At 43.0% G+C, this 12,535-nt stretch carries 15 protein-coding genes and 1 pseudogene; 5 read left to right on the forward strand and 11 right to left on the reverse strand.

Translation table 11 applies throughout. From position 1 onward, the window contains the following. Positions 1-131: 131 nt before the first annotated feature. From tnpA to I588_RS02285, 3 genes are all read right to left on the reverse strand, one after another. The gene (gene tnpA / locus I588_RS02275; protein WP_010755290.1) at positions 132-605 is read right to left on the reverse strand and encodes an IS200/IS605 family transposase; all 474 of its coding nucleotides are present in this window, start codon (positions 603-605) and stop codon (positions 132-134) included. Between the two features lie 161 nt (positions 606-766). Beyond that, entirely contained in the window at positions 767-1,726 is a 960-nt protein-coding gene (locus I588_RS02280; protein WP_010757321.1) for a permease prefix domain 1-containing protein, read from the reverse strand. 1 nt (position 1,727) lies between these two features. Beyond that, positions 1,728-2,054: a PadR family transcriptional regulator gene (locus I588_RS02285; protein ID WP_010757322.1), complete on the reverse strand. Its 327-nt coding sequence runs from the start codon at positions 2,052-2,054 to the stop codon at positions 1,728-1,730. A 147-nt stretch (positions 2,055-2,201) separates the two neighbouring features. Here I588_RS02285 and I588_RS02290 point away from each other — a divergent pair, with 147 nt between their 5' ends. After that, a complete protein-coding gene (locus I588_RS02290; protein WP_010757323.1) occupies positions 2,202-3,296 on the forward strand; it encodes an NAD(P)/FAD-dependent oxidoreductase in 1,095 nt (364 codons plus the stop codon). A 66-nt stretch (positions 3,297-3,362) separates the two neighbouring features. Here the strand turns inward: I588_RS02290 and I588_RS02295 are convergent, their stop codons facing one another. Continuing rightward, complete coding sequence (locus tag I588_RS02295; RefSeq protein WP_010757324.1) at positions 3,363-3,998, reverse strand: DUF421 domain-containing protein; 636 nt, start codon at positions 3,996-3,998, stop codon at positions 3,363-3,365. 11 nt (positions 3,999-4,009) lie between these two features. After that, positions 4,010-4,453: a DUF3290 domain-containing protein gene (locus tag I588_RS02300; protein ID WP_010757325.1), complete on the reverse strand. Its 444-nt coding sequence runs from the start codon at positions 4,451-4,453 to the stop codon at positions 4,010-4,012. Between the two features lie 132 nt (positions 4,454-4,585). On the opposite strand from I588_RS02300, the gene I588_RS02305 reads away from it, so the two are divergent. Then, complete coding sequence (locus tag I588_RS02305) at positions 4,586-5,107, forward strand: dihydrofolate reductase family protein (RefSeq protein WP_010757326.1); 522 nt, start codon at positions 4,586-4,588, stop codon at positions 5,105-5,107. Positions 5,108-5,132: 25 nt separating this feature from the next. Here the strand turns inward: I588_RS02305 and I588_RS02310 are convergent, their stop codons facing one another. The 6 genes from I588_RS02310 to I588_RS02335 all read right to left on the reverse strand — a co-directional run bounded on the left by I588_RS02310 (position 5,133) and on the right by I588_RS02335 (position 10,457). After that, positions 5,133-5,762, reverse strand: coding sequence for an HAD family hydrolase (locus tag I588_RS02310; RefSeq protein ID WP_010757327.1), 630 nt, complete (start codon positions 5,760-5,762; stop codon positions 5,133-5,135). A 112-nt stretch (positions 5,763-5,874) separates the two neighbouring features. After that, entirely contained in the window at positions 5,875-6,906 is a 1,032-nt protein-coding gene (locus I588_RS02315) for an ABC transporter ATP-binding protein (RefSeq protein ID WP_010757328.1), read from the reverse strand. Beyond that, positions 6,887-7,744: an ABC transporter permease gene (locus I588_RS02320; RefSeq protein ID WP_010757329.1), complete on the reverse strand. Its 858-nt coding sequence runs from the start codon at positions 7,742-7,744 to the stop codon at positions 6,887-6,889. The genes I588_RS02315 and I588_RS02320 overlap by 20 nt, the downstream gene beginning before the upstream one ends. After that, complete coding sequence (locus I588_RS02325) at positions 7,741-8,547, reverse strand: ABC transporter permease (protein WP_010757330.1); 807 nt, start codon at positions 8,545-8,547, stop codon at positions 7,741-7,743. Before I588_RS02325 ends, I588_RS02320 begins: the two co-directional genes overlap by 4 nt. Before the next feature lie 4 nt (positions 8,548-8,551). Further along, positions 8,552-9,376, reverse strand: a complete 825-nt coding sequence (locus I588_RS02330; RefSeq protein WP_010757331.1) for an alkaline phosphatase family protein — start codon at positions 9,374-9,376, stop codon at positions 8,552-8,554. Further along, positions 9,366-10,457, reverse strand: coding sequence for an ABC transporter substrate-binding protein (locus tag I588_RS02335; RefSeq protein ID WP_010757332.1), 1,092 nt, complete (start codon positions 10,455-10,457; stop codon positions 9,366-9,368). The genes I588_RS02330 and I588_RS02335 overlap by 11 nt, the downstream gene beginning before the upstream one ends. Before the next feature lie 176 nt (positions 10,458-10,633). Here I588_RS02335 and I588_RS02340 point away from each other — a divergent pair, with 176 nt between their 5' ends. From I588_RS02340 to I588_RS28135, 3 genes and pseudogenes are all read left to right on the forward strand, one after another. Then, positions 10,634-11,419 carry a PHP domain-containing protein gene (locus I588_RS02340; RefSeq protein WP_010757333.1) on the forward strand — a complete coding sequence of 262 codons (786 nt, stop codon included), beginning with the start codon at positions 10,634-10,636 and terminating at the stop codon, positions 11,417-11,419. Between the two features lie 33 nt (positions 11,420-11,452). Further along, positions 11,453-11,833: pseudogene (locus I588_RS28130) on the forward strand (peptidylprolyl isomerase); the annotation flags it as partial. A gap of 78 nt (positions 11,834-11,911) precedes the next feature. Continuing rightward, complete coding sequence (locus tag I588_RS28135; protein ID WP_342662613.1) at positions 11,912-12,445, forward strand: peptidylprolyl isomerase; 534 nt, start codon at positions 11,912-11,914, stop codon at positions 12,443-12,445. Positions 12,446-12,535: the final 90 nt, after the last annotated feature.

Raw genomic sequence — 12,535 nt, forward strand, 5'->3', positions numbered from 1 at the left:
AAAACCACCCGTGGTAACGGGTGGTTTGCTCTTCGGCTGAAAGCCTCTTTTACCGGCCTTGGCCTAAAAGGCCTTCTGAAGGGGCTTCCTCCCGCACCACTATTACCCACTGATTCTAAAAGAATCTCGGATTATTTCTTTTTGTTTTTTTCTCCTGTAAACGGATCATATTCTTCAAATAATGTTAACTGATCTGCTGCATAATCATCTTGTAATTGATTACGAATATATTCTGCTATCTTCTCCTTGTTTCGTCCGACTGTATCCACGTAATAGCCACGACACCAAAATTTTCGATTCCCATAACGATATTTTAGATTGGAATGACGATCGAATATCATCAAACTACTTTTTCCTTTCAAGTAACCCATGAATTGAGAAATACTTATTTTGGGCGGGACGCTAACAAGTAGGTGAATGTGGTCTTTACAGGCATTTGCTTCGAGAATTTCTACTCCTTTTCGTTCGCATAATTCTCGAATAATCTCGCCGATGCTTTGTTTGTATTTTCCATAGATAATCTGCCTTCTATACTTTGGGGCAAATACAACGTGGTACTTACATCTCCAACTGGTATGTGATAAACTTTCTTTGTCCTTTTTCATAAGGGTACCTCCTAATTTGTTTGCGATGCGGTCGGGAAACCAGCATCAGTTTAACATTCTAGGAGGTTTTTTCACTACCACGCTGGAAGCTCTCCGGAACCACCTGCATAGCAGGTGGTTTTCAAAGCATACAAAAAAAGCAGCGGAACCTCCGCTGCCTGCTAAGCTTTTCTGAAAATACTAATTAATGCTTCATGGACAACGCCAGCAATCACAAAAATAATCCAGCTAAAGGCCCAGGAACCACTTAAAAATGACCAAATAAAGTAGGTACAAACTACTACCGGCCAATAAACCTTTTCCAAGATGATCCCAATCGGAGCGGCTTCACCATAGCGTTCCTTCCGAGCGTTTGGGCCTAGCTTATCATCATCTAACACAAAATAGCGATTATCAATAAACTTGTTGTGGCTGCTATAATACACACTGCCATAGACAATCAGGAAAACGCCAGCAGCGATGAAAACGAACATTAAAGGAACGCCCATTCCATATATATAAAAACCTGAAAAGAGAACGACCGGAACTAAACTTAACACACAAGAAGCAATTCCAAGGACTAAACTAAACTGGAAACTTTTTTGATAAGCATTTCTTTCTGTTTTAGCCAGCTGTTGCACAGCTTTCGGCACAAAACGGTCATTCAAGGGCTTACCCTCTGACGACATTTGCATAGCATTATAAATAATCAAGCCTACACCAGTGGCGACACAAACAAAGAATGCCGCTAAACCTAAGCTGCTGGCATACCCGACAATATCAGCACCTAAGATAGTCGCTACTGATAAGATACAAAAAGCAATTCCTAGACTTAAGCCTGACGAACTGCGCTTGCGTTTGGCCATAAATTCCAGCATTTCCTCTTGACTGATAGGATCTTGATCCAGTTCTACTTCGCTTTCTTCATCAGTACTAAACTGCAAAGTATCCTTAAGCTCGTCGACGGAACCAAACTCACTGATCACTGCACCAATGGCTTCATGCTCACTTTTACCTTCTTCACGTAAAGACCAGTAATGATCCTCCATAATTGCCAGTAGCTCTTCCTTCGCTCGCTGGACTTCTTGTGTTTTTGGAAATTCAATAAACAAGGTTTCCAAATAATTTTTTATCGTGTCCATATTATCCCTCTTTCATAAATCGGTTCACAACCTCTTTGGTCTGCTGCCATTCTAATCGTTTATCGGTTAGAAACGTTTTGCCAACCTCCGTGATTCGGTAATAGGTCCGCTTCTTGCCATGGGTCACCTCTCCTGGATAAGGCTGAATCAGTCCGTTCTTTTCCAGACGATTGAAGGCCGAATACAAGGTGGTTTCTTTAATTACATACAGCTCTTCCGTTACCTCGCGAATTCGTTTAGAAATTGCGTAGCCATAGGAATCTCCTTCACTTAAGACCGACAAAATGATCACGTCATTATACCCGCGAATCCCATCGCTTGAAATCATTTTGCCACCTCCAATAAATTACTTCATCTGTCGTTGTAATTAGTATAGCGTAATTACTACGACAGGTAAAGTAAAATCCCAAAAAAGTTTTCAGTTGTTTGTTTTGTCTATTTATGCCAGAATAAATAGCGGAAAGAAGGAATTCTTATGGAAAAAGTGGCCATTATCGGCGGCGGCATCATCGGCCTAACCTTAGCGAATTACTTAAATAGAGAAAAATTTGATCTAACGATTTATGATCAGCCTACCGGTCAGGCGACTGGTGCCAGTGCGGGCATAATTTCTCCTTGGCTGTCTAAACGGCGCAACAAGCAATGGTATGCCTTAGCAAAAGACGGCGCCAGCTTTTTCCCGCAGCTGATTCAAGATTTTGATTTGGATGCTGGGATTTATCAGCGTTCGGGAACTTTGCTGCTGCGGAAGCAATCCCAATTAGAGGAACTGTATGATTTGGCCTTGAAACGGCGAGAGGCTGCTCCAGCAATTGGCGAGATTGAGCTATTAACAGAAGCAGAAACAGCTGAACGGCTTCCTTTATTGAAACCGACGGCGGCTTTAGCCATTTCCGGCGGTGGACGTTTAGACGGCAAAGCCTATTTACAGCGCTTGCGTTCTTTGGCAGAAAAAAAGGGCGCTCATTTGGTCAACCAGCGAGTAACCCTAAAACAAGCTGCCTCATTAACTGTATTGGCGGATAATCGGCCTGTCCACTATGATCGAGTTATCTTAGCCCCGGGACCGCATTTGAAGGCTTTACTGCAGCCATTGAATTACCAAACAGACATCCGTCCGCAAAAAGGGCAATTATTAGTTTTTCAAACCGATCATCGCGAGTCGGCTAGCTGGCCCGTTGCCATGCTGGATGGCGAAGCAGATTTAATTCCTTTTGCTGAAGGAAAAATTTTGCTGGGGGCAACGCACGAAAATGATAGCGGCTGGGATTTAGCAGCTACCAAAGAGGCCTTTCAACAGTTAAGCAGCAGTGCTGCCGAATTTTTATCCAAGCCAACCGAACTGTTTTCCGCTCCTTATCATTTTCGAGTGGGCACCCGCGCATACACCTCCGACTTCGCACCTTTTTTCGGGGTACTGCGGGATGATTTGCTGGTGGCAAGTGGCTTGGGTTCCTCCGGTTTAACTACCGGTCCTTACATCGGCTATCTTTTAGCTAAGTATTTAAATGGTGAAGCAATCGATTGGTCGACTTATCAAAAGCCTTTAGAAAACTATATTCATCACTAAAAAACCGATCCTTCACCTAAATGAAGGATCGGTTTTTAGCGGATTGAATCCATGCCTCGCATGCAATTATTGCTTATAACCACTTAATCGCAAATCTCCAGAAACATATTCCCCTAAGTAAATATCCGAAATACTGCTGAATTCACGTTTTTTAATCTCTGCAATCAACCAGCTCTGATCCTTGCCAATTAATTCCAGGACATCTTCGTTTGACTGGCCGTCCACAATAATCGGGTAACGGATATTTTCATCGCCGAACTCAATAATGGTCAGCTGACCATTTTGTTCCAAGATCGCCCGCTTCACCTTCTCTACCTCATAAATTCCGTTACTCCTTAATTTAAACATCAACTCATTGGCTGAAATGCCGTGCTTCAAACACTCCTGTACCTCCACCTGTCCATTTTGAATCAAATTCACCGGCTTGCCGTCAATCAATACTTTCACATACCGATTGTGCTCCTTCATGAACTTCAACAACATCACTAAAAATGTCCAGATAACCAGTACCAAGACAAACTGCAGCACCGTAATCGAATCGTTGTAAATCACACCGCCAATAATTCCGCCAAGGACATAATTTTGTACAGCATCCATAGCCGATGAAGGAGCCAGGTTGCCCTTACCCGAGATATTAATTTGAAAAATTAAGCAAATAATTCCTAATGCAAATTTTAAAATGACTGGATAATATGTCGCCATCCTCTTCCTCCTTACTTATTGACCTCAACTTGTGTGTTCATTAAATAGGTTTCCGTTAACCGATAAGAGCTTTGGTCAGCACTTAAATTGACTGTGTAATACGTATCCTGAATCTTCACTACTACGCCATCTGTAAACTGTACCGAGTTCACCAGCACATCCTCCTGCTTAATATCAAATTCTTGTGCCACCTCTTTGATAAAAGCCACCATTTGCGATGATTGTGTATACCGGCTTTGATTTTGGGCATAGTCAGAATATTGCACCCCCAGCATAAATACCAGCAACAAGAAAAACATAATACTTAAATCACGATACTTCGTCTGAATCCGATGCCGCATGTACAGGCTGAAGGCTACCATCATAAAAATCAATGCCAAAAAAATAATGCCGTATTTGATATAATCATTGAAACTCGATTGACTTTCAATATAATTAATTCCATAAAATGTCATTTGCCTGCCTCCTCCCTTTTATTCTAGCGGTTTTCATCCCTTTCAGCAAAAGACTGCACTTTATTGCTAAGCAGAAAAAGAAGAATGAGACAGCGGATTTGTTATACTTGAACCAGCAAAGGAGCGGATGTCATGGGAAAGGTTGTCTTTTACGGCGCCATTAGTTTAGATGGTTATTTAGCAGGAAAAAACGAAGACTTGGACTGGCTGCTGCAAACCCACGTGGGAGATCACACCAGCTACGAAGCGTTTATTGAAACCATTGGGACCGTAGTGATGGGGCGGATTACTTATGAAGAGGCACTGCGGTTAAATCAAAACCAGCCCTTGTATCCAGATCAGAAAATTGTTGTTTTCTCCCGTAATCAGAAAGCTGTCGATGGACAACTCACGCTTCATGCTGATCCAGTCGGCTATGTCCAGCAATTGAAAGCTGAAGAAGAAAAGGATATTTGGATCGTGGGCGGCGGTACATTGCTGCACCCGCTAATCGAAGCCAATCTTATTGATGAGTGGTTCATCCAAATTGCTCCAGTATTTTTAGGCCAAGGCAAACGCTTATTTGGACCTCATAGCCTAGCTGCTCGTTTGACCTTTGTAGAAACACGTCAGTTTGGCGAGTTAATCGAACTTCACTACCGCAAAAAAGCTTGATCTGCTGATCAAGCTTTTTACTGTATTAGCTAAATATTTCCTGAACTTGTCGAAAAGCTTTCACCTCAGCTGGAAATGTCATGTCTGCTGTCAATTCATTAGGATAAACATAGGTAACTAATCCCGCTGCCACCGCTGCTTGTGCGCCTACTGGACTATCTTCAATTACGACAGCCTGATCAACCCCCAGCCGTTTCAAACACAACAAGTACCCTGCTGGATCTGGTTTCCCCGCCTGAAGATCATCAATCGTTACAAAAACATCGATTTTTTGCTTGATCGTGGGATGAGTATCAAAATAGTAAGCTAGCTCCCGCATTTCTGAATTTGAAACTACTCCGATTTTCCAGTCCAGCTGATAGGCTTGCGTTATTAGTTCACTGATTCCCGGTCGTAGTTCAGCCGTAGCATAGTTTCTTTTCTGGTCCTCCAGAATTCGCTGCTCAAAGCGTTCCACATCCACGGGCTGCCCCACTGCTTGACTCATCCGTTCATAAAAGGACATTTCTGCCGCTGTCCCCACCCCTAGCTGATACTCTGCAAGGGAAATTTGATAGTCAAACTGCTCCGATAAATAAGTATTGATACTCTCATAAAACAACCACTCGCTGTCGATCATGGTTCCATCGAAATCAAAAATAAGTGCTTTTGTCATTTGCTTCCCTCCTTGACTCAATACTGGCACAAGCTGTATACCTTCTACAGCTCCAGCATAAAAACTGCGACTGAAAAAGTCAATGATGAAAGGAAAGGCTGCCCCTTAAAAACTAGCTTTTCTGTGCCAGACGCTGCGCATCAAGCTCTACGGGAATCGCTAAAATATCTTTCAGTTGGATATACAACGCATCGCCAATTTTTTCTTCCTGATCATTCAAGCGATCCACTAAGATTTCTTTGCCCTCCAATGTTTGAAAAACATAGCGTTGAATGTTGCCAAGAATGAAGGATTCCTTTAAATGAATGGGAATCTTAACCCCTTGAGGAATCGGCTCAAATTGAATCAGCTCAGGTCGTAAATAATAAATGTAGCGATTGCCCTTAGCAGAAAACTCACGGGTATATTGATCCAGCTCGAACCATTCAAACCGATTATAATTACCAATGAATTCCGCAACAAAACGGCTCTGAGGATTCTGATACAGCTCTCTGGAATTAGAAACCTGCGCCACTCGGCCTGCCTCCATCACAAAAATCCGATCGCTGATTCGCATCGCTTCCTCTTGATCGTGGGTCACAAAAATCATGGTCATGCCCAAGGATTGCTGAATCTTACGCAAATCCCGCTGCAGCTGTTTTCTAATACGTGCATCCAATGCACTTAAAGGTTCATCCAGCAGCAAGACTTTTGGTTCAGTAACTAAGGATCGGGCCAACGCCACCCGCTGTCGTTGACCACCAGAAAGAAACTGGACATTTTTATCCGCATGCTCAGTCATATCCACCAAAGCCAGCATTTTCAGCACCTTTTCCTGAATTGCCTCAGCACTCAGCTTCTTTACCTTTAAACCAAAGGCTACATTTTCAAATACCGTCATAGTAGGAAAAAGCGCATAATTTTGAAAAACAAAACCAATATTGCGATCCTTGGTGGGCTTATCGGCAATATGTTCATTGTCCAGCACAATCTCACCGCTTTTCGGTTTTTCCAATCCAGTGATGCAGCGCAGCAACGTTGATTTGCCGCAGCCGCTGGGACCTAACAATGTTACCAGTTCGCCTTTTTCAATTTGAATCTCGTCAATAGCTAAAATCTGTTTTTCATCGAAAAACAGATGAAGATCATGTATTTCTAAAAACATTTTCCGTCACGACTCCTTTAAGGGCTTCATTTTTAGACTGCTTTTCTTCACTCGTCTGCTTAACAGTCAGCCGCTGCTTTTGGCGGTTGGTCAGCATAAAGGTAGTTAAGGCAATTCCCACCATAAACAGCAGATACAAAACCATCACCGCACTGGCCAAATGTCCGTTTTCGTTCATGCGCCGCAGCATGTAGATACGCACTGTCTGGAACCGTCCACCAATCAATAGATTGGTCAGCATATATTCCCCAAAAACTGAAGAAAATATCATTAGGGAAACTAAAGTCGCACCTATCCGAATGTTAGGAAACAGCACACGGACAATGATAGTCGACATCGGAGCACCTAGTGTTTCTGCCGCATCTACCAACTCCTTCAAATTGATTAACCGCATTTGATTATTCAAACTAAGAAAGACAATCGGCAAAGCTGTGATAAACAAGGCACCTACCAATACTATGAACATAGGAATGCCTGTCTTCGCATAGGTTCGAAGTAAAGCCGTTACCAGAATCACCCCTGGCAAAGCATACGGCAGCAAAACCAGCTTTTCCAGCCAACGATTTAGCCGAGGAAAATACAAATGAATCCAAATAATCGTAGGAATCATCAACAACAGAATCGTTAACAATACCACTCCTGCCAATAAAAGAGAACGCCCCACCGCAGCAATAAATTCCTTATCTGTCAGCAGCTGCTGAAACCACTGCAAGGTAAAATCATCGGGTAAAATCGTCTTGGACCATTTAGTGGAGCTGGCATACAGAATCGTACCGATAATCGGCAGAAAATAATACAGGCCAAAGCAGGCCAAAATCGGTTTAACTAACTTTTTCACGACTGCACCACCTTGCCTTTCTTTTGAATAATCAGCATTGCTGCTACCAGCAGGACGCCTAAAGCTACCGCCAACGCACTCCCTAAATTCGGTTTAGCAAACACATCTCCTGATACCAGCGCCGCGATTCGAATCGTTAAAAGATTGACGTTGCTGCTAGTCAAAGCATAGGCAGTTTCGTATGTTCCCATCCCATTGGCAAACAAAATGACAAAGGTACTGGCAATCGAAGGACGCAGAAACGGCAAGGCCACTTTAAACCAAGCATAGGTTGGCGAAGCACCCAGTAATTGAGCGGATTCCAGCCATTCCTTTTTGACTTCCTTCATGCTGGAATACAAAAATAGAACCCCTAATGGAATTTGGAAATACGTATACGTAACCGTTAATCCCCACCAGGAATACAAATTAAAATCCGCCAGAAATGGCAAGATCATTTTCAACACCCCTACATTACCCAGCAAAATAATGAAGGAAAAAGCCAGAGGAATCCCGGCAAAATTAGCCGCTAAATTGGAAACAAAAGTAATTTTCTCCTGCAGCTTAGTCGACAGATTCATTAAGCACAAACACAGAATAAACGTGCCAATTAAGCCGATCACACTAGAGCTGACAGCAATCAGCACACTGTTAACAAAGGCCTGAGTGTAATATTTATTGCTGAAAATATCGCTGTAATTTGCTAAGGTCCATTGGTTGGTTAAATCGCTACGCAAACTGCCTAAAATCATAAAGATTAAAGGCAGCAATAAAAACGCACAGAAAATAAAGGATGCTGGAACAAGAACCAAGCGTTTTTTCATCATCTCATCCTTTCATCAGAGCTTGAAGGTCCCGCATTTTTTCAGCCGGTGCTATTCCTAATAGCCAGCAAAACAAGGGTGCAGCCATTAATTGCGGCATTGGCTCCTCTTTCAGCTGCTCTCGTTTGTTTGAAATTAAATAAAAAGGGACTTCTCGATGAGCAGCCAAGCTTCCGCCGTGCAATCCGTGCTCATCCATCCCATGATCAGCAGTCACAACTACCTGATACCCTTTTTGCAGCCACTCGGGAATACAAACAGCTAATAACCCGTCTGCCCGATTAACCGCTGCCGTATATTCACGTGAATTCGCGGTAAACTTGTGACCTGCATCGTCAATATTCATAGAATGTACCACTAAGAAATCAGGCTGATACTGGTCAACTAAATAATTCGCATCCGCAAACAAATGCGAATCAGGATAGGAGTCCTCGCTATAAAAGATTCCATGCTGAATCAGTCGTTCCTCCTGGTGTTGAATGCGATCAACCAAAATATTATAGGGGGCCTGATTGTACAATTCGCTATACCAGTGGTAAGCGGCGGCTCCTGTTTTGCCGCCAGCTTGCTTGACTAATTCAAACAGCGACCACTCTTTGGATCGCTGGGCATGGTAGTTGCTGTAAATCCCATTTTCATAAGTAGGCACGCCTGTCATCAATACTTCATATAGCGGACGTGAATTACTTGGCATTTCACTTATCACCTTCAGCAGACTTGCTTGTTCATGCTCCACCAAGTGATTCATGAACCCAAGCTGGGCGACGGCTGTGTCGTAACGACAGCCGTCGAGGATAACCACAATTAGCTTATCCAGTTTATTTTGCATAGGTCAGTACCTCGGATTGCCAAAGCTCTGGAAGCTCCACCGAGGTTTTATCCCACGCTTCATTATCTTCAACTGGTACTGCGGCCTGATACGCATCCTCTGGTAATAACTTTTCTGCTACTTCCTTCGGCAACTCGACTTCACGAATTGGTCGAGCATAGCCTTTTGCTAAATTAATTTGCCCTTCATCAGATAAAATGTATTCCCGCGCTAATTTCGCTGCATTCGGATGGGGAGCATTCTTATTAATCAAGGTAGTATAGCCGCTAATGATGGAGCCATCCGTCGGCACTGTCACTTCAAAACGCTCGGAATCAATTTGATCACGATAATTTAAGCCGTTAAAATCCCAAACGACTGCTACATCGATTTCGCCTTTTTCTAGGTTCGCCACACTGGCATCAACTGTCGATAAACGACCCTTTTCTGCCATTTTTTTGTAATAGTCTAAACCTGGTTGAATATCTTTTTCATCACCACCATTAGCAATGGCCGCCGCCAAGACTGCAAATTGCGCTTGGTTGGCAACCGTCACATCCCCTACGCTAACCTGATAGTCGCCTTCCTGTAATTCCTTCCAGCTAGTGGGTGCCTGATCCACATTGTCTTTATCCGTAATAAAGGAAATGGTTCCAGTGTAGCTTAGCAACCAGTCGCCATTATCATCTTTGGCCCAATCAGGAATCTCTTCCCAATAGCTGGTTTTGTATGGCAGTGTCAGCTCTTTACTTTCTGCTAACGGTCCAAAGCTGATCCCAACATCACCAATATCGGCCGTTCCATTTTCTCCTTCTGATTCAAATTTCGCCAATTCTTCCGCACTAGACATATCCGTGTCCACATGACTTAGTCCGTACTCTTCTTCAAGGTCCTCCCAGGTTCCTACCCAGTTTGCCCAAGTGTCAGGCATCCCTAAGCTGGCAATCTCTCCTTCTTCCTTGGCTTTTTCAATGATCGTATCTAAAGAGTCATCCTCAGCAGCCGACTGATTCGTGGCTTCCCCTGATCCACAGCCTGCTAATACTAAACTTAATGTTGTCACACAAATTAACCCGATTGTCATGGTACGAATTTTTTTCATTGATCATTATCCCCTTTCGATAATTCCACTCTAACAAAGCTTTGTAATAAGAGAATCAATTTTGCGAAAAGTTCTTGTGAACAATGTAAAGGTTGGATGTGGTTTGTAAATTTCGGCGAATTCCCGTTAACCTTCCACAGGTTTTGCGTTATGATAGTAGAAAAAGGAGGGGCAATATGTCGTATTATGATCAACATCTCCACACCTATTTTTCTTTTGATTCGGAGGAGCAATTTGAAAAGTATTTAGCCTATCAGCCTGAGTTTTTCGTTTCAACGGATCACTTTGATCTAAGCAATCCTTCTACTGGAAAGGATGACATTCCCGATTACCCGGCATATATACACAAGCTGGAGCAATTAAAAGAACAGTATTCAACCACATTTCTGCGAGGAATTGAAATTGGTGTTGTCCCTGGACAAGAGAAGGAAATTACTGATTACCTTCATCAGCATCCCTATGATGTAAAGCTGATTAGTATTCATCAAAATGGCCGCTTTGATTATATGGACGACGTAGTTTTAACTAAGGACCCGATTCAAACGACCAGAGGATATTTTGAGCAAATGCTGAAGGTAGTAGAGGGGTTTCCGGAAGGGGATATTTTAACTCACTTTGATTACGGATTACGCCGCTTCACCTTCACAGCGGAAGAATTAGCTGAACATTTTGAGGATCAGCTGCTGGCGATTTTCAAAAAAGCGGTGGAACGAGAATTGGCGATGGAATTAAATGCTAAGAGCTTTGTGAAGTATGGCAATGAAGACCTTTATCGCTATGCCGTTCCTTTATACCAAAGTGTTGGCGGGAAGCTCTTTACCTTAGGGTCGGATGCTCATATTGCGGAAGACTATCAGTTGGGCTTTAAAGAGATGAGCCAGCTGTTAGCAGATTGCCAGGTAGAAAAGTTATTGGTGATTCAAGGCAAAGAACGTTATCTTACTTCCTTGCCGACGTTGTAATGACTATATAAATAGAAGAAAGTGGTGAAAAATTTGCATAACCTGCGTGATTACCATGCTGAGGCACCAATCAATCATTTAATTGCCCGACATTGGGACGCGATTGAAATAAAAGCGGTTTGCCAAGCATTTTTAGCGGCAATTCCTAAACAACAGTTGGAAAGCTTTTTAGTAACTGACAGCTTGCAGCGGGAAAAAGTTCTTGCCTATTTTGCTGCCTTTGCTAATCAGCCATTGGATTATTTGCATAGTCAATGGCAGCTGTTTTACCAAGTCGCTGCCTCAGATGACTACAATGATTTACGAGGTCATCTGCAATTAACCTTTCAAGCAGAGGAAACAGCTTATACGGTTTTGTTAGCAATGGCTCGGTTAGGAAATCAAGCTGGAGTGAATTGGCGAATTTACGATATTCTATGGCAGGATCAAGGCGTTTCTGTGGCAGAGGTTCCTCTGCTTCAATTAGAAAAACCGCAGCAGGAAGAAATTTGTGTGTTACTGACAGATTTTGGTGAAATTCGTCTCCGGTTATTTCCTGATCAAGCTCCCTTAGCTGCAGCAAATTGGCGAACATTGGCGAAACAAGGGTTTTATGACAATACACCGTTTGCCCGGGTAATTAGCGAGTTTGTGATTCAAGGCGGCGCTTTAGATGGTTCTGGCGATGAAGCCATTTCTAGTTATGATGGCTTTTTCGCTGATGAGGTACATCGGGGACTTTATCATTTTAATGGCGCTTTGGCGTTAGGAAATCACGGCCCCCATACTAACGGCAATCAATTTTTTATCGTGCAAAATACCAAAGTTCAGGCTGACCTGCTGCCTAAGCTTTCCCTTCCTAAAAATGTAAAGCAGGCCTACTTGGATATGGGCGGTTTGCCGGAGCTGGACGGTCGTTACACTGTTTTCGGACAAGTTTACGAAGGCTTAGAAATAGTAAAAGACATTGCAGCCCAACCAACAAACGATGAAGATACCCCCATCGACCCAGTATTTATCCGAAAAATCAGCTTCGAAAAAAGATAGTAAAAGACACTCGACTACTGCGGCAATCTCAACTTCTTGAGTTCACTGCAGATAGCGAGTGTCTTTCCTTTTATCCTGCCTACTCTGATT

Origin of the sequence: Enterococcus pallens ATCC BAA-351 (genome assembly GCF_000407485.1) — a bacterium.
GTDB lineage: Bacteria > Bacillota > Bacilli > Lactobacillales > Enterococcaceae > Enterococcus_A > Enterococcus_A pallens.